Origin of the sequence: Herbiconiux sp. UC225_62, assembly GCF_042694625.1 — a bacterium.
Classification (GTDB): Bacteria; Actinomycetota; Actinomycetes; order Actinomycetales; family Microbacteriaceae; genus Herbiconiux.
In genome coordinates this window covers 1245433-1264893 of the sequence record NZ_CP170551.1, presented here as the reverse complement: position 1 = coordinate 1264893, position 19461 = coordinate 1245433, and the positions used below count along the sequence as shown (strand labels likewise).

At 68.6% G+C, this 19461-nt stretch carries 17 protein-coding genes; 10 read left to right on the top strand and 7 right to left on the bottom strand.

Translation table 11 applies throughout. The features are described from left to right. The first annotated feature begins 12 nt into the window (after positions 1-12). A complete protein-coding gene (locus ACFJGU_RS06075; RefSeq protein ID WP_382308556.1) occupies positions 13-969 on the top strand; it encodes a hypothetical protein in 957 nt (318 codons plus the stop codon). Positions 970-975: 6 nt separating this feature from the next. Here the strand turns inward: ACFJGU_RS06075 and ACFJGU_RS06070 are convergent, their stop codons facing one another. Then, a complete protein-coding gene (locus ACFJGU_RS06070) occupies positions 976-1251 on the bottom strand; it encodes a thioredoxin family protein (protein ID WP_382308554.1) in 276 nt (91 codons plus the stop codon). Positions 1252-1392: 141 nt separating this feature from the next. Between ACFJGU_RS06070 and ACFJGU_RS06065 the strand changes: the two genes are divergently transcribed. After that, on the top strand, positions 1393-2679 hold the full coding sequence (locus ACFJGU_RS06065; protein WP_382308552.1) for an adenylosuccinate synthase: 1287 nt from the start codon (positions 1393-1395) through the stop codon (positions 2677-2679). Between the two features lie 7 nt (positions 2680-2686). On the opposite strand, the gene ACFJGU_RS06060 is transcribed toward ACFJGU_RS06065, so the two are convergent. The 5 genes from ACFJGU_RS06060 to ACFJGU_RS06040 are packed head-to-tail and all read right to left on the bottom strand — an operon-like array spanning position 2687 to position 8003. After that, complete coding sequence (locus ACFJGU_RS06060; RefSeq protein WP_382308550.1) at positions 2687-3883, bottom strand: serine hydrolase domain-containing protein; 1197 nt, start codon at positions 3881-3883, stop codon at positions 2687-2689. Beyond that, positions 3880-4869, bottom strand: a complete 990-nt coding sequence (locus ACFJGU_RS06055; protein WP_382308548.1) for a glycosyl hydrolase family 32 — start codon at positions 4867-4869, stop codon at positions 3880-3882. Before ACFJGU_RS06055 ends, ACFJGU_RS06060 begins: the two co-directional genes overlap by 4 nt. A 7-nt stretch (positions 4870-4876) precedes the next feature. Then, positions 4877-5701 (bottom strand): carbohydrate ABC transporter permease, encoded by an 825-nt coding sequence (locus ACFJGU_RS06050; protein ID WP_382308546.1) that lies wholly within the window; start codon positions 5699-5701, stop codon positions 4877-4879. Beyond that, positions 5698-6654, bottom strand: coding sequence for a carbohydrate ABC transporter permease (locus ACFJGU_RS06045; RefSeq protein WP_382310293.1), 957 nt, complete (start codon positions 6652-6654; stop codon positions 5698-5700). The genes ACFJGU_RS06050 and ACFJGU_RS06045 overlap by 4 nt, the downstream gene beginning before the upstream one ends. Beyond that, positions 6654-8003, bottom strand: coding sequence for an ABC transporter substrate-binding protein (locus ACFJGU_RS06040; RefSeq protein ID WP_382308544.1), 1350 nt, complete (start codon positions 8001-8003; stop codon positions 6654-6656). Before ACFJGU_RS06040 ends, ACFJGU_RS06045 begins: the two co-directional genes overlap by 1 nt. Positions 8004-8157: 154 nt before the next feature. On the opposite strand from ACFJGU_RS06040, the gene ACFJGU_RS06035 reads away from it, so the two are divergent. After that, on the top strand, positions 8158-9252 hold the full coding sequence (locus tag ACFJGU_RS06035; protein WP_382308542.1) for a LacI family DNA-binding transcriptional regulator: 1095 nt from the start codon (positions 8158-8160) through the stop codon (positions 9250-9252). Here ACFJGU_RS06035 and ACFJGU_RS06030 read toward each other — a convergent pair. Next, complete coding sequence (locus ACFJGU_RS06030; protein WP_382308540.1) at positions 9215-10216, bottom strand: LacI family DNA-binding transcriptional regulator; 1002 nt, start codon at positions 10214-10216, stop codon at positions 9215-9217. The genes ACFJGU_RS06035 and ACFJGU_RS06030 overlap by 38 nt on opposite strands. 179 nt (positions 10217-10395) lie before the next feature. On the opposite strand from ACFJGU_RS06030, the gene ACFJGU_RS06025 reads away from it, so the two are divergent. From ACFJGU_RS06025 to ACFJGU_RS05995, 7 genes are all read left to right on the top strand, one after another. Next, positions 10396-11685, top strand: a complete 1290-nt coding sequence (locus tag ACFJGU_RS06025) for an ABC transporter substrate-binding protein (RefSeq protein ID WP_382308538.1) — start codon at positions 10396-10398, stop codon at positions 11683-11685. 10 nt (positions 11686-11695) lie between these two features. Next, positions 11696-12730 (top strand): carbohydrate ABC transporter permease, encoded by a 1035-nt coding sequence (locus ACFJGU_RS06020; protein WP_382308536.1) that lies wholly within the window; start codon positions 11696-11698, stop codon positions 12728-12730. 89 nt (positions 12731-12819) lie between these two features. After that, positions 12820-13635, top strand: a complete 816-nt coding sequence (locus ACFJGU_RS06015; RefSeq protein ID WP_382310291.1) for a carbohydrate ABC transporter permease — start codon at positions 12820-12822, stop codon at positions 13633-13635. Between the two features lie 5 nt (positions 13636-13640). Continuing rightward, positions 13641-16010 (top strand): glycoside hydrolase family 3 N-terminal domain-containing protein, encoded by a 2370-nt coding sequence (locus ACFJGU_RS06010; RefSeq protein ID WP_382308534.1) that lies wholly within the window; start codon positions 13641-13643, stop codon positions 16008-16010. Further along, positions 16007-16708, top strand: a complete 702-nt coding sequence (locus ACFJGU_RS06005) for a ThuA domain-containing protein (RefSeq protein ID WP_382308532.1) — start codon at positions 16007-16009, stop codon at positions 16706-16708. Before ACFJGU_RS06010 ends, ACFJGU_RS06005 begins: the two co-directional genes overlap by 4 nt. After that, the gene (locus ACFJGU_RS06000; protein ID WP_382308531.1) at positions 16687-17781 is read left to right on the top strand and encodes a Gfo/Idh/MocA family protein; all 1095 of its coding nucleotides are present in this window, start codon (positions 16687-16689) and stop codon (positions 17779-17781) included. Before ACFJGU_RS06005 ends, ACFJGU_RS06000 begins: the two co-directional genes overlap by 22 nt. Beyond that, entirely contained in the window at positions 17778-19316 is a 1539-nt protein-coding gene (locus ACFJGU_RS05995; RefSeq protein ID WP_382308529.1) for an alpha-N-arabinofuranosidase, read from the top strand. The genes ACFJGU_RS06000 and ACFJGU_RS05995 overlap by 4 nt, the downstream gene beginning before the upstream one ends. Positions 19317-19461: the final 145 nt, after the last annotated feature.

Genomic DNA, 19461 nt, shown 5'->3' with positions numbered 1-19461 from the left:
TAGTCTCGGGGCATGAGTTCCGTCACCGTGCACGAGGTCGCATCCGCTGCCGAAGGGCCCTACGGGGTGGCGATCGCGCACGACGGCGCCGTGTGGTGCACGCTCGTGCATGCGGGCGCGGTGCTGCAAGTGACCCCGGATGCGGCCGCCGCTCCGAATGGAGGGAGTGGCATCGCCGTGACCCGGATCGAGCTGGTGGACGCCCCCGGCGCGAAGCCGGGAGCGGGCGCTGACACGCGCGAGGCCGCAGCAACCCAGACCGCACAGGTCGCCGCCGCCGGCGACGACACCGTCTGGGTCACCGACACCACGAGCGACGCCGTTCTCCTGGTCGGGCCGACCGGCATCCTGCGCCGCATCGAGGTCCCGACTCCCGGCGCCCAGCCTTTCGGCATCGCCACCCAGGCCGACGGAACCACCTGGTTCACCGAACTGGGCCGCGACGCGCTCGGCCACATCGATCTCCTCGGCCGCGTGACCGAGTTCCCCGCCGGCACCGACGAGGGATTCGTCTCCATGATCGCCTCCTCGGGCGAGAGCCTGTGGTTCACGGCGAACCAGGCCAACGCGATCGGCTACATCCGTGGCGGCGACTCGGCGGTGCAACTGTTCGAGATCCCCACACCGCACTCCGGCCCGGTCGGCATCACGGTCGGCGATGACGGCGCCGCCTGGTTCTGCGAGATCCTCGCCGGCGCCATCGGCCGCGTCGATCGCACCGGGCGGTTCACCGAGTTCCCCCTGCCCTGGCCGGAGTCGAAACCCCACGCCATCGCGGCCGATCCGGCCGGCGGCTTCTGGGCCACCCTCTGGGGTTCGAACCAGCTCGCCCACATCGCGCTCGACGGCACGATCGAGATCGTGGACCTCCCCGGCTCCCACTCCGAACCGCACGGCCTCGCCGTCGCCGCCGACGGCACCGTCTGGGTCGCCATGGAGTCCGGAGCCCTCCTCGCGGTCACTCCCTGACGGCCTCTAGGGGAGCGCTGCCGCGAGAGCCTTGAGCACCTGCTCCGTGGTGGGCACGCCGGATGCCCGCATCCGCTCCACCCCGGAAGCATCCGTGATGACGATGGTCGGCGTGGCCACGATGCCCCGCGCCTCGCTCTCGTCGGGCGCGTCGGCCACGTTCACTTCGTGCCAATCCACCCGGGAACCGAGCAGCGGCGCGACCCGGTCGAGGGTCTGACGGGTGCTCGAGCAGGCACCGCAGAAGCTCGACGAGTACAGCGTGACGCTCAGTTCTGCCATGGAAGACCTCCGCGAAAGCCAACCGCCGCGAGGCCTCGAGGATTCCCGGGAGCGCCCCACGATAGAATCGACTGTCAACCGGCACAGTCCGTCGGGCTCTGACATCGACCCTGTCTCTGAACAGCGCCGGAGGGAATCCACATGCCAGCGATCGTCTTGATCGGCGCCCAGTGGGGCGACGAGGGCAAGGGCAAGGCCACCGACCTGCTCGGCAGCCGCGTCGACTACGTCGTGAAGTTCAACGGCGGCAACAACGCCGGCCACACCGTGGTGGTGGGCGACAAGAAGTACGCCCTGCACCTGCTGCCCTCGGGAATCCTGACGCCGGGCGTCACCCCCATCATCTCCAACGGCGTCGTGGTCGACGTCGAGGTGCTCTTCAACGAGCTCGAGGCCCTGGGCTCCCGCGGCGTCGACGTCTCACGCCTGCTCGTGAGCGCCAACGCCCACGTCATCACGGCCTACCACCGCACCATGGACAAGGTCACCGAGCGCTTCCTCGGCAAGCGCCAGATCGGCACCACCGGCCGCGGCATCGGCCCGGCGTACGCAGACAAGATCAATCGAGTAGGCATCCGCATCCAGGACCTGTTCGACGAGGGCATCCTGCGCCAGAAGGTCGAGGGCGCACTCGACCTCAAGAACCACATCCTGGTGAAGGTCTACAACCGCCGGGCCGTCGCAGCCGACGAAGTGGTCGACGACCTGCTCTCCTACGCCGAACGCCTCCGCCCCATGGTCGCCGACACCTCGCTGGTGCTCGACCGCGCCCTCAAAGACGGCAAGACCGTGCTCTTCGAGGGCGGTCAGGCGACGATGCTGGATGTCGACCACGGCACCTATCCGTTCGTCACCTCCTCGAACGCCACCTCGGGCGGCGCAGCCACCGGATCGGGTGTCGCGCCCAACCGCATCGACCGCGTGATCGGCGTCGTGAAGGCCTACACCACCCGCGTCGGCGCAGGCCCCTTCCCCACGGAGCTCTTCGACGAGTCGGGCGAGTTCCTGCGATCGCAGGGCTTCGAGTTCGGCACCACCACCGGCCGCCCGCGCCGCACCGGCTGGTACGACGCGCCGATCGCCCGCTACACCACGCGCATCAACGGCGTCACCGACTTCGTGCTCACCAAGCTCGACGTGCTGACCGGCCTCCCCACCATCCCGGTCTGCGTCGCCTACGACGTCGATGGCGTGCGGGTCGACGAGGTGCCGGTCTCGCAGACCGACTTCCACCACGCCGTGCCGATCTACGAGGAGTTCGAGGGCTGGACCGAGGACATCACCGGCGCCCGCACCTTCGACGACCTTCCCCCGGCGGCCCAGCGCTACGTACTGGCCCTCGAGGAGATGAGCGGATCCCGCATCTCGGCCATCGGCGTCGGCCCCTCGCGCGACGCGATCGTCGTGCGGCACGACCTGCTCGAGTAGCGCTCGGTCAGGGCCGCACCGCTGCCGACGACCCGACGATCCGATCCAGGGCCGCGACGATGGCGGTGCCCCGGGGGTCGTCGGCCTCCATCCGGTTGGTGAGAAACGCGAAGCCGATCTCGTGGCGCCGATCGGCGAACGCGACCTGTCCACCCGCGCCGTCGTGGCCGAAGCTCTCGGGGCTGAGGTACCGACGCGCTTCGGAGTCGAGCTGGAAGCCCATGGCCCAGCGTGGCCAGGGTCCGGGTACCGCGAAGTAGGGTGCACCGGATGACTGCTCCCGGGTGGCCTGCGCGATCGTGGAGTCCTCGAGCAGGCGAACGCCGTTCGTCTCCGTGACGGTCGCCGACCAGATCGTCGCGAGTGCCCTGGCCGAGCCGATACCGCCGGCTCCGGGGATCTGCGCGCGTCGCACATCGGCCCGGTTGAACCCGTCGTCGTCGCCGACGAGCTCATCGGGAAGAGCTGCGCCCAAGGTCATCGCGCGGAAGGGCCAGTCCACGGCCACCCGTCCCGCCTGCTCGACCTGCCGCAGGTGCAATGCCTCGAGCGTCGGCCCGACCACCATGTGGGCGACGGAGTCCTGCACCTCGTCGGGGAGACCGACCCACGCATCGACGCCGAGGGGTTCCACCACGAGTTGCGCCAGGTAGTCGCCGGGCGTCGAGCCCGTGACGCGCCTGATCAGCTCACCCGTGAGCCACCCGTGCGTGATCGCGTGATAGCTCCACGCCGTGCCGGGCGTCCACAGCGGCTCCTGCTCCTCGAGCAGCGCGACCGCGCGATCCCAGTCCAGGATGTCGTCGCGCGTCCAGTCCACCCGGGGTGCTGAGAGTCCGGCCCGGTGGGAGATCGCATCCTTCACTGCCGTCGAGGCCTTGCCGGCCGCCGCGTACTCGGGCCAGTAGTCGATCACGGGCGCCTCGTAGTCGAGGCGGCCTTCCTGCACGAGTCGGGCCAGGAGGATCGACATGAGCCCCTTGGTGCAGGAGAAGACGACGCTCGGGGTGCCGGCCTCCCATTCGCGGCCGGTACGGCCATCGGCGACGCCCGCCCACAGATCGACCACGACCTCGCCGTGCTGCACGATGCACAGTGCGGCGCCCGTATCGACGTCGTTCTCGACAGCCGCTCCGAACGCCTCGAGCACGGGTTCGAACCCGGGCGCGACGGTGCCGGAGACGGATGCTCCGCGCGCGGTCACGGGACGAGCTCGTTCCGCTGTGCCACCAGTCGGCCGGTGTCGTTCCATCGGAGGGGCACCGGATCGGAGAGCCGGCCGACGAAGACGCCGTTCGCGCCGATGTTCTCGAACCCCAGAAGTGCCCACTCGCCGTTCGGCCGGAGCACGGAACGCCCGGCGTACAGATCGTCGCCGGTCACCCGGTGAGCGTCGCGCAGCGACAGGAGCGACCCGGCGAAGATCCCGTCTTCGGGCAAGGGCACGGCCCAGACTCCGCCGCTCTCGCCGGCGCGTGCCCCGGCCAGGTGAGCCGTGTCGCAGGAGAACAACAGAACCTGACGCCCGTCGATCTCCACCAGCTGCAGCACCTCCAGATGCGCGAAGCCCGCGCCCGGAGCGCTGAGCGGCTCGGCCGCACGCCAGGTGACCAGGTCGGTCGAGACGGCGTGTCCGACGACCCCGCGGTCGCGGGGGTCGTTGCCCGGCACGACGTCGCGGGAACGGGCGGTGACGAGCATGTGCCAGCCGCCGTGCGCATCCTGAGCGATCCAGGGATCGCGCCACGCCTCTTCGTGCCAGGTGTCGTCGGCGAGCGTCTCGTACCACTCCGCGTCGGCCGAGAGCGACATTCCGCCCTCCTTGGTCCAGTCGCGCAGGTCGGTCGACGTGGCCATCAAGACGGTTTCGACGTTGGTGTGGGCCTCGTCGCGCAGGAACCGCGATCCGGTGTAGTACATGCGCCAGAGCCCGGACGGGTCGCGCAGCACGCTGCCGGTCCACGTCGCCGTGGCATCGGGAGCGCTCGCGGCCCCGTGCTCGAGCACCACCCCGTGGTCGGTCCAGTTCACCAGATCCACCGATGTGGCGTGGCCGATGGCCGCGTTGCGGTGCCGCAGTTCCGGGTCGCCGAGCGACTTCGGAGCGTGGAGGTAGAAGAGGTGGAACGTGTCGCCGTCGCGGGCGGTCCAGAAGTCCCACACCCAGGAGTGCGGAAGGGAGAATGTCACGGAGGTTCTAGCCTTTCACGGCGCCCTGGAGCAGGGCGCCGATGAAGTGTCGTTGGAAGACGATGTAGATGGCGACGGTCGGCAACATCACGAGCAGCGATGCCGCGAACAGCAGCGGCAGCGCGTCGATGTATTGCCCCTGGAAGGCACCCAAGGCTCCGGCCATCGTGCGCTTGTCGGGGTCGTCGATCATCACCAGGGGGAGCAGGAACTGATTCCAGGTCCAGAGGAAGAGCAGGATGCCGAGGGCGGACAGGGCAGGCCTCGCCAGGGGCAACTGGATGCTCCGCAACTCCTGCCAGACACTCGCGCCGTCGACCCGCGCCGCTTCGGAGAGTTCTCGCGGCACCCCGATGAAATGGGCCCGCATCCAGAACACGCTGAACGGCATGTACAGGCCGATGAGAGGCAGGATGACCGCCCACTGCGTATTGATCACCCCGAACGACGTCAGCTGATAGTAGAGGGGGATCACGATCGCTTCGAAGGGGATGGTGAGGCCGACGATCATTCCGATGAGGACGACCCGCCCGCCCGGAATGCGGAGATTGCCCAGGGCATACCCGGCGAGGGTGGCGAAGAGCAGGCTGACGGGCACGACGATCGCCACGATGAAGAGGCTCGAGAGCATCAGCGTACCGATCTTGCCCACCAGGAACGCGGTGACGAAATTCTCCCAGTGCGGATCGGTCGGCCAGGCGAAACCGTTCGGAATGCGGTCGGGCGACTGCAGGGCGGCCGTGAGCATGCTCGCGAACGGAAGCAGGGTGAGGAGCAGGATCACGACGAGCAGGATGCGCCCGACGATCAGCTCGGTGCGGTTGACGATCACTGGTCACGCTCCCGGGACAGCCGTTGGATGGGGATGACGATGAGCAGCACGAACAACAGCAGCACGATGCCGAAAGCCGACGCCAGTCCGACCTGACTCTGCACGAACGCCAACCGGAAGATCGAGATGCCGGGCACCAGGGTGGTCGTTCCCGGGCCGCCCTTGGTGGTCGTGTAGATGATGTCGAACGTGCTAAGAGCGGCGATGACCGTGATCGTGACGAGCACGGCGATCTCCTGGCGGAGCCCAGGCAGGGTGACGGTCACGAACTCCCGGAACCAGCCCGCCCCGTCGAGGCGGACCGCCTCATAGAGCGAGCCGTCGATCTTTCCCATGCCCGTCAGCAGCAGCACCGTGCAGAGCCCGGTGAGCACCCACGAGCCGATGAGCCCGACGGCCGGCAACGCGGTGGTGAAGTCGGCGAGCCAGGATCGGGAGAGGAAGCCGAGACCCACGCCGTTGAGGATCGAGTTGATGGTTCCGGTTTGCGCGTACATCCACGACCAGGCGATGCCGGCGGCCACCAGGGGGACGATCTGGGGCAGGAAGAGGATGGTGCGCGACGCCGTGGCGAACGGGCCGGGGCGCATCGTGCGGAGCAGACTCGCCAAGGCGAGTCCGGCGACGATCGGGATGCCCGAGAAGAAGAGGATCAGGATCAGGGCGTTGAAGATCGGCGCGAGCAATTGCGGGTTGGTGAAGATCTCGACGTAGTTGCCGAGCCCGATCCAGGTGGAGACGCCGATCCCGTTCCATTTGTAGAAGGAGTACTGCACCGCGGTTATCAACGGGTACACGACGAAGCAGAGGTAGGCGAGGATCGCCGGGAGCAGCATGAGCCAGCCCACCGCGATCAGGCGTCGCGCAGTGCGCCCACGGCGCCGGCGGGGTGCGGGGGGCGGCGCGGCCGGGGCGGATGTCGCCGCCCCGACCGTGCCGTTGTCGGTGGTGATCACTGGGAAGCGAGATCCTTCTCGTAGAACTCCTGAGTCGCCTTCAGGAAGTCCTCCGGCGTGATCTTGCTGGTCAGCAAGAGCTGCTCGTTCGGCTGGAGCGAGCCCTGGTAGATGCCGGCGGTCGAGTTCGCCATGAAGTCGGTGAACCCGTCATCTGCGCCCACCTCGGCGGAGAGCTCGAGAGCCTTCGCGATCAGGCTGCCCTCTTCGACGGTCGGCAGGGCCTGCGCCGGGTCGCCGCCGGGCGACGCACCGGTCACGTCCACCACGATCTGGCGGGCCTTGTCGTTCGTGGCGATCCAGTTGAGGAAGAATGCGGTCGCATCGGCGTTCTTCGCCTTGGCCGGGATGGCGAAGGTGTTGCCGGTGCCCATGGCGACGTAGGGGTCGCCGGCTGCGACCGGAGGCATGAGGAAGAATTGTGCGTTGCCCGTGCCGAGGCCCTTGTCGACGTTCGCCGCGTCCCAGTTGCCGTCCCACATGAACAGGCCCTGGCCGGAGGTGAAGTTCGACACCATCGTGGTGTAGTTGATCGCGTTGACGTCGGGGGGAAGGTAGCCCTTCTCGGCCCAGTCCTGGAAGGTCGTCGCGCCCTGCAGCGCCGCATCCGTCTCGATGGTCGCACCGGGCTTGTTGAACATCCAGTCCACCAGGGGCTGCTTGTCGCCGTACTGGTTGATCAGGGCCTGCAGCACGAAGGTGCCCACGCCGTCCTGCATGCCGGTCTGGATCGGCAGCACCCCGGCGTCCTTGGCCTTCTGCAGGTCGGCCTCGAGCTCGTCGATCGTGGCCGGGACCTCCGTGATGCCCACCTGGTCGGCGAGCTTCTGGTTCATGTAGATGCCGGTGACGCTGTAGCCGATGCCGAACTGCCACAGCGATCCGTCGCCGCGCACGCCGTCGTCGTCCATGCGGGCGCCCGCGAGCTGGCCGGCGGGGAACTTGTCCCAGCCGTAGGCGTCGAAGTACGGGTCGAGGTTCGTGAGCAGGCCGTCCTTCACCGTCGTGCCGAGGGTGGAGAGGCGGATGAGGTCGGGAGCGTCATCGCTGGCGAGCAGACGCGGCGAGTTCGCCAGGAGGTTCTGGAAGCTGTCACGCTTGATGTCGAACGTCACGTTCGGGTACTGCTTCGTGAACTCGTCGGCGAGGTCCGACGTGACCGGGAACCCGGTCTCGTCCTGGATCGTGATGGTGATGTCCTCGGTCGGCGCCTCGGTGGAGACCGCACCGGCGGCCTGGGTGGCGGGAGCGGATGTTCCCGGCGCGCACGCGGCGAGCCCGAGCAAGAGAACGGCGCTCGTCGCCGTGATGGCGACGGCGCGCCGTCGGGTGGTTCTGGATGCCATGGTGACTCCTTCGTCAAAGGGGAATGTGATGACCTTCGGTGCTGAGAGGCGGTGCTAAATGCATTTACCACCGACTGCGCATATACTTACTCGCTCAGAAGGGCATGTCAAGTCATGGCCCGGAACGGTGTCGTCAACGGCGAAGAGGAGGAGCATGTCCGCAAAGCGGAGCACGCTGGCCGATGTCGCGCGCCTGGCCGGCCTGTCGCCGACGGCGGCGTCTCTCATCCTCAACGGCAAGCCCGACACCCGCTTCTCCGCCGAGGCCCACGAACGGGTGCACGCGGCGGCGGCGCGACTCGGCTATCGCCCGAACATCGGCGCTCGGGCTCTGCGCACCGACCGCACCCTGTCGATCGCCTTCATCTCGGACGTGGTCGCGACGACGCGTTTCGCCAGCGGCCTCATCCAAGGTGCGCTCGAGGAGGCCGAGCGCGCCGGGCATGTCGTCCTGGTGATGGAGACGAGGGGAGAGCCCGCCCGCGAGACCGAGGCGATCGAAGCCGTCCTCGATCGACAGGTCGACGGCATCATCTTCGGAACCATGCGCGCGCGGGAACTCTTCGTTCCCGACTTCCCGGATTCCACGAGGGTGGTCATGCTCAACGCCACGAATCCGCGATACGGCGTCTCGGTGCTGCCGGATGAGGAAGCCGGCGGACGTGCCGCCGTCGACCTGCTGGCGGCATCCGGCCACGCCGAGGGAATCGCCCTCATCGGTCAGAACGACGACGCCGAACGGGATCTTTTCCGTTCGGCCACGGTCGCGCGCCGGGTCAAGGGCCTGCGGTCGGAACTGCACGACCTCGGGCTGACGCTGGTGGCCGAGGAATCGTGCTGGGAATGGGAGCCTCACAACGGCTACGACCTCACGGCAGACCTGCTCGATCGCCGGGACGACATCCGGGCACTGCTGTGCATGAACGACCGGCTCGCCTTCGGCGCCTACCAAGCCTGCAGTGAACGCGGTCTCGCGGTCGGCCGTGACATCTCGATCGTCTCCTTCGACAACGACGAGCTCGCTTCGTACCTCCGCCCTGGCCTGACCACCATCGGGCTGCCGCACGTGGAGATGGGGCGCGAGGCGGTGAAACTGCTCCTGTCGGAGGCCGCACCGGGGCAACGCCTGATTCCGATGCCGATCGTCGAGCGACATTCCATCGCCGTGTCGGACACGACGAGGCAGAGCGCGCGCCGAGCTCAGGAGCGCCTCAGGAGCGGGGAGGAGCCGTCGTCGCCCGACGGATGAGACGTGTGGGCAGGCGCAGGTGCGTCGACTCCGGCGTCTCCCCGTTCATCAACGCCACCAGCAGTTCAGCCGCCGACGCCCCCATCGTCTGCATCGACTGGCGGATGGTGGTGAGCGGCGGCGACAGCCGTGACGCCTCGGGCACGTCGTCGAACCCGATCACCGACAGGTCGCCGGGCACCTCGAGACCCAGCTCGGACGCCGTCTGGATGATGGCGATGGCCGAGAGGTCGTTGGCGGCGAAGATGGCGGTCGGCCGGTTCGGCGACGACAGCAGCGACGCGGCCGTCGTGCGCGCCGTCTCCGTCTCGTAGAGGCCCACGCGCACGAGCGTCGGGTCGAAGGGGATACGCGCCATCTCGAGGGCGCGCCGGTAGCCGGCATCCCGCAGCACCGACGAGCGCAGATCGGGGCGGCCCGCCACGAAGGCGATCCGCGTGTGCCCCAGCTCGATCAGGTACTGGGTGGCCTGGAGCGCCCCACCGAAGCTGTCCGACTCCACGGTGGGCAGGTCGGCGCGTCCGGTGTGCGGGTCGACCGCCACGATCGGCACCTCGGTGTTCACCCCGACGACGGTGGGGGTGACGATGATGGCGCCGTCGATGAGCGTGCCGCTCAGTCGGCTCAGCGATCGCTGCTCCCAGCCGGCGCCCTCGTGTTGCCGCGAGGCGCTGTACGCGAGCAGATCGAGTCGCGAGTCGTGCAGTGCCGACGCGACACCCTTGAGGATCTCGGCGCTGAACGGCTCGAAATCGGCCACCAGCACCCCGATCACGCCGGTGCGCCGCGAGCGCATGCTGCTGGCGATCAGACTCGACTCGTAACCGAGCTCCTCCACCACCTCCAGCACCCGGCGGGACGTCTCGCTCGAGATGCCGTAGCGGCCGTTGACGGCCTTCGAAACCGTCGACACCGAGACGCCGGCCGCGGCGGCGACGTCTTGGATGGTGGCTCGGCGAGACATGGACACAGCATAGTCACAGAGATGGAAAATGTTTTCGAAAACGTTTGACACTTTTTCCGGGCCCAGAGACACTTCTGTCCTGAGGGAGCGCGACGACGAGTCGACGACCTCCTGCACTTCACATCCCTGGCGCCTCGACGACGATGGTGCCGCTCAACGAAGAGAACAGGTTGAACCACATGAAGGCACGAAAGATCCTCGCCGGATCTGCGATCCTCGCGTTGGGGGCTCTGGGTCTCAGCGCCTGCAGCGCCGGATCGGATTCCGGTAGCAGCGACGGCGCCGTGACGATGAGTCTCTGGCAGAACTCCACCACCGGCCCCGGCAAAGAATTCTGGGACAAGACGGCCGCCGACTTCGAGGCCGCCAACCCGGGCGTCACCATCGACGTCCAGACGGTGCAGAACGAAGACCTCGACGGCAAGCTGCAGACCGCGATGAACTCCGGCGACGGCCCCGAGATCTTCCTCCAGCGCGGCGGCGGCAAGATGGCCGCCATGGTCGCGGCCGGCCAGGTGATGGACATCACCGACAAGATCTCCGACGACGCCAAGAGCCAGATCCCCGAGGGATCGTTCAAGGCCGAGCAGCTCGACGGCAAGACCTACGCCATGCCGGTCGCCGTGCTCCCGGGCGGCATCTTCTACAGCCAGGACCTGTTCAAGGCCGCCGGCATCACCGAGACGCCCGCCACCATCGACGACCTCGAGTCGGCGGCGCAGAAGCTGAAGGCCTCCGGCACGCAGGGCATCGCCCTCGGCGCGAAGGACGCCTGGCCCGCCGCGCACTGGTACTACTTCTTCGCGCTGCGCGAGTGCAGCCCCGACACGCTGGCCAAGGCGGCCGACGAGAAGAGCTTCGACGACGAGTGCTGGATCAAGGCCGGCGAAGACCTCGAGTCGTTCGCCGCCACCAACCCGTTCAACGACGGCTTCCTCACCACCTCCGCCCAGCAGGGCGCGGGCAGCTCCGCCGGCCTCCTGGCCAACCACCAGGCCGGCATGGAGCTCATGGGCGCCTGGGACCCGGGAGTGATCGCCTCGCTCACCCCCGACACCAAGCCGCTTCCCGACCTCTCCTGGTTCCCCTTCCCCGAGATCCAGGGCGGCGAGGGTGAGCCCGGCTCGATCCTCGGCGGCGTCGACGGCTACTCCTGCGCCGCGGATGCTCCGCCGCAGTGCGTCGACTTCCTCAACTACATCGCCACCCCCGAGGTGCAGGAAGCCTACTACGTGGCCTTCAACGCCCCGCCGGTGAACACGGAAGCGCAGAAGGCCGTCACCGAGCCCTACCTGCAGGAGATCCTCAAGGCCTACAACGCGGCCCCCTACGTCTCGCAGTGGCTCGACACGGTCTACGGACTGAACGTCGGCAACGCGCTGAACGTGGGAGTCGTCGACCTGCTGGCCGGCAAGAGCACTCCCGAGCAACTCGTGCAGACGGTCAACGACGCCGCCAAGAAGGCGTAGGACACCCGACATGCAGCTTCGCGAGAGCACGGCCGCCGAGCTCGATCCGGCGGCGGATCTCGACACCACCGGGGGCAGCGGCACCACCGCGCTGTCCCCGGCGGTGGTGCGCCGGAAGGCGCGCCGCAAGAGCACCAGCTGGACGACCCGACTGGAGATCGCACTGCTGGCCGGCCCGGCGCTGGTGATCTTCCTGGCGTTCGTGATCTTCCCGGTGGTGGTCGCCGGCTACTACGGCTTCTTCAGCTGGCAGGGTTACGGCCCGGCCGTCGACTTCGTCGGCCTCCGCAACTACATCACCATCCTGCAGGACCCGTCCTTCCACGAGGCGCTCCTGCACAACGGGATCATCGCGGTGCTCTCGCTGGTGCTGCAGGGTCCGGTCGCCATCCTGCTCGCGCTGCTGTTGAACCGGCGCCTGCGCGGTCAGTCCATCATCCGCGTGCTCATCTTCGTGCCCTACGTGATCTCCGAGGTCGTGGTGGGCACGGGCTGGAGCCTGATGCTCCAGACCAACGGGGCGCTGAACGGCCTGCTCGAGAACATCGGACTGGGCGGGCTCGCCCAGGACTGGCTCGCCAACCCGGATCTCGCGATCTGGACCCTGATGGGCATCATCACGTGGAAGTACGTCGGGTTCGCCGTCATCCTCTTCCTCGCCGGCCTCCAGGGCATCCCCGAGGAGCTCACCGAGGCCGCGTCGATCGACGGCGCGTCGTTCTGGCAGATCCAGCGGAGCATCGTGCTCCCGCTGCTCGGCCCGACCCTGCGCATCTGGGCGTTCCTGTCGATCATCGGATCGCTGCAGCTCTTCGACCTCGTCTACATCATCTGGGGCCAGTACGTCTCGTCGACCGCCGGCACCTCCACCATGGTCACCTACATGGTCACGAACGGCCGCAACGCCGGAAGCTACGGCTACGGCAGCGCCGTCGCCGTGGTGCTCTTCGTGATCTCCCTCGTCGTCGCCCTGGTCTACCAGCGGTTCGTGCTCCGTCGCGACACCGAAGGCGCTCTCACCGGAAAAGGAGGCAAGCGCGGATGACCGCCACCATCGCCTCGACACCCGCCGGCCGCACGGCCGTCACGACCAACCCGCCCGCCCGTCGCCGACGCTCCAAGGGAAAGCCGCCGATGCAGCGCGGCAACACCCTGGTGTACTTCATCGCCCTCGTGGTGATCGCCCTGATGCTGGCGCCCGTCGCCTACATCATCTTCGGCGGTTTCCGCACGAACTCGCAGATCACGGTCGATCCGGCCGGCCTGCCGAACCCCTGGAACGTGCAGAACTACATCGACGTGCTCACGGGCGGCGTGTTCTGGAACCAGGTGCTCAACTCCACCATCGCGGCCGTCGTCACCACCCTCGGCGTGGTGGTGCTCGGCCTCATGGCCAGCTACGTCATCGCCCGCTACGAGTTCCGTGGTCGCGGAGTGATGTACTCGGTGTTCGCCGCCGGCCTGATGTTCCCCATGACGGTCGCGATCACCCCGCTCTACATCGTGGTGAAGAACATCGGCCTGATGAACTCGCTCGGCGGCGTCATCCTGCCGCAGATCGCGTTCGCCCTGCCGACCACGATCATCATCCTCGTGCCCTTCCTCCGCGCCATCCCGCGGGAGATCGAGGAGGCGGCGTTCATCGACGGATGCAGCCGGATCGGCTTCTTCTGGCGCATGGTGGTGCGTCTCGCGATGCCCGGCGTGATCACCGTGGGCATCCTCGCCTTCATCGCCAGCTGGAACAGCTACCTGCTGCCCCTGTTCATCCTCAACAACGAGGCCACCTTCACGCTGCCCCTCGGCGTGCAGGCCTTCTCGTCGCAGTACTCCGTCGACACGGCGAAGGTGCTCGCCTTCACCTCCCTGTCGATGATCCCCGCCCTGGTGTTCTTCAGCCTGTTCGAGCGCCGCATCGTCGGTGGCCTGACCGGCGCCGTGAAGGGCTGACCCGCATGCCATCCCGAGAAAGTGGATCCTCCGTGACCCCTCCGCGCCTCCCCGACGTCTCCGACCGGGTCCGCCGACTGCATGCCGGCATGACCTTGGAGGAGAAGCTCGCCCAGATCGTGGGGTACTGGGTCGATCAGGGCGGCGAAGTCGTCGCCCCCCTGGCCGACGAGATGGCGACATCCACGGGCTACGCGGATGCGACGGTGCACGGCCTCGGGCATCTCACCCGGGTCTACGGCACGCGACCGGTCGATCCGGTCGAGCGGGCGGGCTGGCTCTGGAGCGAGCAGCGCCGGCTGAAGGAGGAGACCCGTTTGGGCATCCCGGCCATCGTGCACGAGGAGTGCCTGACGGGGCTGGCCGCCTGGAAGGCCGCCACCTTCCCGACCCCGCTGGCCTGGGGCGCCGCCTTCGATCCCGAGCTGGTGGAGGAGATGGGTCGCCTGATCGGCGGGTCGATGCGCGAGCTCGGCATCCACCAGGGTCTCGCGCCGGTGCTCGACGTCGTGCGCGACCCGCGCTGGGGCCGGGTCGACGAGTGCATCTCCGAGGACCCCTACGTGGTGGGCACGATCGGCACCGGGTACGTCCGCGGTCTCCAGAGCGCCGGGGTGCACGCGACCCTGAAGCACTTCGTGGGGTATTCCGCTTCGCAGGCCGGCCGCAACCACGCCCCCGTCCATCTCGGGCGCCGCGAGCTGAACGACGTGCTGCTGCCGCCGTTCGAGATGGCGGTGTTCGACGGCGGGGTGCGCTCGGTGATGAACTCCTACGCCGAGATCGACGGCGCGCCCGTCGCCGGCACCACCGAGTACCTCACCGACCTTCTGCGGGAGCAGTGGGGATTCGACGGCGTGGTGGTGTCGGACTACTTCTCGGTGGCCTTCCTGCAGCTGATGCACGGGGTCGCCGCCGACGGCGGCGAGGCGGCCGAGCTCGCCCTTGTCTCCGGAATCGACGTCGAGCTGCCCACCGGTGACGCGTTCCTGAAGCCGCTCGCCGACCGGATCCGCGCCGGCGACGCCGACGAAGCGCTGGTCGATCGCGCCGTGCTGCGCGTGCTGGCGCAGAAGGAGGACCTCGGGCTGCTCGACGAGACCTTCGACGCCGCTCCCACCGAGATCGACCTCGACTCGCCCGCGCACCGCGCCGTCGCGCTCCGGCTCGCCGAGGAGTCGATCGTGCTGCTCACCAACGACGGAACCCTGCCCCTCGCGTCTCCGGCTGGCCGCGCACCGGCATCCGTCGCCCTGATCGGACCGAACGCCGACTCGGCCGAGGCGCTCATGGGCTGCTACTCCTTCGTGAACCACGTTCTCGCCCACCACCCCGGCATGCCGATCGGGTTCGAGATCCCCACGGTGCTCGAGGCGCTTCGGACCGGTCTGCCCGGCACCGACATCGTGAGCGAGCGCGGCGTCGATGTCGAGGGCGACGACCGCTCGGGCATCGAGGCCGCGGTCGCGGCGGCACGCGGCGCCGAGGTGGCCGTGGTCGTGGTCGGCGATCGCGCCGGACTGTTCGGCCGCGGAACCGTGGGTGAGGGCAACGATGTCGAGAGCCTCGAGCTGCCCGGTGTGCAGCGCGAGCTGGTCGAGGCCGTGATCGCCACCGGAACCCCCGTGGTGCTGGTGATCTGCTCCGGGCGCCCCTACGCGATCGACTGGGCCATCAGTGGTCCGGATGCGCCCGCCGCGGTCCTGCAGGTCTTCTTCCCCGGCGAAGAGGGCGGGGCGGCGATCGCGGGCGTGCTGACCGGGACTGTCGTGCCCTCCGGCCACCTGCCGGTGTCGCTGCCGCGCTCCGCCGGTGCGCAGCCCTACTCCTACCTGCACCCCATCCTCGGCGGCCCGTCGGAGGTCACGAGCGCCGACAGCACTCCGGTGCTGCCCTTCGGCCACGGCCTGAGCTACACGAGCTTCGAGCGCAGCGACCTGGCGGTCGACGAGTCGGTCGTCGCGGGTGGCGGCTTCAGTGCATCCGTCCGCGTCCGCAACACGGGGGAGCGGGATGCCACCGACCTCGTGCAGCTCTACGCTCACGACGTCCAGGCGAGCGTCACGCGCCCCGTGGCGCAGCTGGTGGCCTACCAGCGTGTGCACCTGCCCGCGGGAGCCGAGGCCGTCGTGCGCTTCGAGGTGCCCACCAGCCGGCTCGCCTTCACCGGCCTGCACTACGACCGGATCGTGGAGCCCGGCGAGGTGCAGCTCTGGGTCGGCCCGTCGGCGGCGGAGCGGGACACGGTCGCGAGCATCCAGGTGCTCGGTCCGGTGCACGTCGTCACGCTCTCCGACGACCGCTTCGTCCGGGTCACGGTCGAGGGTCCGCTCGTTCCCGAGGGGTCGCCGTTGACCGCCGGGATTCTCGGATGACCGCCCCGTCAGCTCTCGTGGTGCGGGGAGGCTGGGACGGACACCATCCGGTCGAGGCCACCGAGCTCTTCATCCCCTTCCTGGAGGGGCAGGGTTTCGCCGTCGAGGTGCACGATTCTCCGGAGGTGTACGCCGACGCGGCACGGATGGCGCAGCTGGACCTCGTGGTACAGAGCATCACCATGTCCCAGATCTCGCGCGAGGCGGTGGCGGGGCTGCGCGAGGCCGTGGCAGGCGGGCTGGGTCTGGTGGGCTGGCACGGCGGGATCGCGGACTCGTTCCGCAACGAGTCCGACTACCTCCAGCTCATCGGCGGGCAGTTCGCCACCCACCCGGCGAGGGCTCCGGAGGAACGCGTCGGCGACGAGACCGACAACTACCTCGCCCACACGATCGCGATCACCGAGCTCGGGAGGAGTCATCCGATCACCACAGGCCTGGACGACTTCGACCTGGTGACGGAGCAGTACTGGGTGTTGCACGACGACCTCATCGACGTTCTCGCCACCACGACGCACCCGGCTCCGCCGTGGCATCCCTGGCATCGCACGATCGAATCACCCGCGGTGTGGACACGCCACTGGGGTGAGGGGCGGATCGTCGTCGCAACGCCCGGTCACACCGTGGACGTGCTGCAGAACGAGAACGTCCGCACCATCATCGAGAGGGGGATGCTGTGGGCACGTCGCACGGCATAGCGATCGTCGGTCTCGGGGTCATCTCCCGGGCCTATCTGGAGACACTGACCCGGCATCCGCGGCTGCGGATCGTGGCCGTGGCCGACCTCGACGCGGAACGCGCGCGGGCGACCGCGGCGGACACCGGGGCCGAGGCGCTCGCGGTCGACGCGGCGCTCGCGCACCCGGAGGTGCAGACGGTGCTCAACCTCACCATCCCGGCCGCCCACGCGGAGGTGGCGTTGGCCGCCATCGCCGCCGGGAAGGACGTCTACGGGGAGAAGCCGCTCGCGGCGACGCTCGCCGAGGCGCGTGAAGTGGTCGCGGCCGCTGCCGCCGCGGGCGTGAGGGTCGGCAGCGCGCCCGACACCGTCCTCGGCACGGGGACCCAGACGGCGCGGTCGGCCGTCGAGTCGGGACTCATCGGCCGACCGGTCTCGGCCACCGCCACCTGGGTGGCGCCGGGCCACGAGGCCTGGCATCCGAACCCCGACTTCTACTACGCGCCAGGGGGTGGGCCGCTGCTGGACATGGGGCCCTATTACATCTCGTCGCTCGTGCAGACGCTCGGGCCGGTGGTCTCGGCGACGGGCGCCGCCAGTCGTCTGCGTTCGAGCCGTGTCATCCAGACCGGGCCGCGCGCCGGGGAGGAGATCCCGGTGTCGGTCGACACCCACGTCTCGGGCGTCCTGGAGCACGCGAACGGTGCTCTCTCCACCATCACCACGAGCTTCGACGGGGTACGGACGCAGGCCAACCCGATCGAGATCCATGGAGAACGGGGATCGCTGTCGGTGCCCGATCCGAACTATTTCGACGGCGAGGTGCGCACCTTCGCCCTCGGCTCGGAGGCCTGGGCGCCCGTCGCCGCGTCCGCGGGCTTCGAAGAGGGGAGTCGCGGCGCGGGCCTGATCGATTTCGTCTTCGGCGATCGCCAGACCCCTCGCGCCGGCGGCGCCATCGGGCTGCACGTGCTCGAGGTCATGAGCGCGCTGCTCGAGTCGGCGCGATCGGGTCGGAGGGTCGCCGTCGACTCGGCACCCGAGCTGCCCTCGCTGGTGCCGCTCACGCCCCGCTCGGAGTGGCTCTCGTGAGCGCCGCCGACGCCCGGGTCGTGATCGACCTCGACATCCCAGGGCCCACCATCAGCCGGCACCTCTACGGGCACTTCGCCGAGCACCTCGGCCGGTGCATCTACGGCGGGTTCTGGGTGGGGGAGGACTCCCCGGTGCCGAACGAGGGCGGCATCCGTCTCGACGTGGTGGAGGCGCTCCGCGACATCGCGATCCCCAATCTGCGCTGGCCGGGCGGATGCTTCGCCGACGAGTATCACTGGCGTGACGGCATCGGTCCGCGGGAAGACAGGCCCAGGATGGTGAACACCAACTGGGGCGACGTGGTGGAGGACAACAGCTTCGGCACGCACGAGTTCCTGGCGCTGTGCGAACTCCTCGGCGCCGATCCGTACGTGAACGGCAACGTGGGCTCGGGTACCGTGCGCGAGATGAGCGAGTGGGTCGAGTACCTCACCCGGGGCGGCGAATCGCCGATGGCGGCACTGCGCCGGGCGAACGGCCGCGACGAACCGTGGAAGGTGCCCTTCTGGGGCATCGGCAACGAGGCCTGGGGCTGCGGGGGGAACATGCGCGCCGAGGCGTACGCCGACCTCGCCCGGCAGTACGCCACCTACCTGCGCGACCACGGCGATAACAAGCTGTACCGCATCGCCGCCGGCGCCTCCGACGACGACTACCGCTGGACCGAGACGCTGATGAAATCGATCAGCTGCATCGGCTGCGGCGACGGGCCGAAAGACATCTACCAGGCGATCTCGTTCCACTACTACACGATCCCCGGGCCCTGGGAGGACAAGGGCGACGCGACGCGGTTCAGCACCGACGACTACTACCTGACGATGTTGAAGGCGCGTCGGGTCGAGGAGTTCATCCGCGGTCACGCCGCGGTGATGGACGTCTACGACCCCGCGAAGAAGATCGGCTTGGTGCTCGACGAATGGGGCACCTGGTGGAACGTGGAGGAGGGCACGAACCCCGGCTTCCTCTACCAGCAGAACACCCTGCGCGACGCGCTCGTGGCGAGCGTGCACTTCGACGCCTTCCACGCCCACGCCGACCGGCTCGTGATGGCGAACATCGCCCAGACGGTGAACGTGCTGCAGGCGATGATCCTCACCGATCCCGACAGCGGGGCGCTCGTGCTCACGCCGAGCTATCACGTGTTCCGGATGAACGTGGGCCACCACGACGCGACCGCCCTCCGGGTGCACGTGGAGGCGCCGGAGCTGCACCGTGAGATCGATGGCCAGCGTCTGGAACTGCTGTCCGTCTCGGCCTCGACCACGGGCGACACCGCCCTCTTCTCGCTGACGAACCTCGACGCCGACCGCTCGGTCTCCACCCTGCTCGATCTGCGCGGGCGCACGGTGCTCGGATGGAGTGCTCGCATCCTGAGCGCCGACTCCCTGCAGGCGCACAACACGGCGGCCGCACCGGACACCGTGTCGGTGCGCGACCACGAGGTGGAGGTCGTCGATCAGCCGTTCGGCGCCGGACTGCGCGTCGATCTGCCGCCGCACTCGTACGTGACGGTGTCGGTGACCCTTGGCTGAGAGCACGCCGTGAGTTTGTTGTTGTCTGCGGTTTATGGACGGAGGTCTACATGAGACGGACCATTTCCTCTCATTCACCGCGCGTCTTCGTTGACATCGGCGGCGGAATCCGAATATGTTGTTGGTAACCACTTTTAGTACTGAA

What these genes read in the sequence shown, in the direction of transcription:
- ACFJGU_RS06030 (WP_382308540.1), bottom strand. Translation starts at nt 10,216, where the DNA reads ATGTCTCGCCGAGCCACCATCCAAGACGTCGCCGCCGCGGCCGGCGTC.
- ACFJGU_RS06070 (WP_382308554.1), bottom strand. Translation starts at nt 1,251, where the DNA reads ATGGCAGAACTGAGCGTCACGCTGTACTCGTCGAGCTTCTGCGGTGCC.
- ACFJGU_RS06015 (WP_382310291.1), top strand. Translation starts at nt 12,820, where the DNA reads ATGCAGCGCGGCAACACCCTGGTGTACTTCATCGCCCTCGTGGTGATC.
- ACFJGU_RS06040 (WP_382308544.1), bottom strand. Translation starts at nt 8,003, where the DNA reads ATGGCATCCAGAACCACCCGACGGCGCGCCGTCGCCATCACGGCGACG.
- ACFJGU_RS06005 (WP_382308532.1), top strand. Translation starts at nt 16,007, where the DNA reads ATGACCGCCCCGTCAGCTCTCGTGGTGCGGGGAGGCTGGGACGGACAC.
- ACFJGU_RS06010 (WP_382308534.1), top strand. Translation starts at nt 13,641, where the DNA reads ATGCCATCCCGAGAAAGTGGATCCTCCGTGACCCCTCCGCGCCTCCCC.
- ACFJGU_RS06020 (WP_382308536.1), top strand. Translation starts at nt 11,696, where the DNA reads ATGCAGCTTCGCGAGAGCACGGCCGCCGAGCTCGATCCGGCGGCGGAT.
- ACFJGU_RS06025 (WP_382308538.1), top strand. Translation starts at nt 10,396, where the DNA reads ATGAAGGCACGAAAGATCCTCGCCGGATCTGCGATCCTCGCGTTGGGG.
- ACFJGU_RS06075 (WP_382308556.1), top strand. Translation starts at nt 13, where the DNA reads ATGAGTTCCGTCACCGTGCACGAGGTCGCATCCGCTGCCGAAGGGCCC.
- ACFJGU_RS06035 (WP_382308542.1), top strand. Translation starts at nt 8,158, where the DNA reads ATGTCCGCAAAGCGGAGCACGCTGGCCGATGTCGCGCGCCTGGCCGGC.
- ACFJGU_RS06065 (WP_382308552.1), top strand. Translation starts at nt 1,393, where the DNA reads ATGCCAGCGATCGTCTTGATCGGCGCCCAGTGGGGCGACGAGGGCAAG.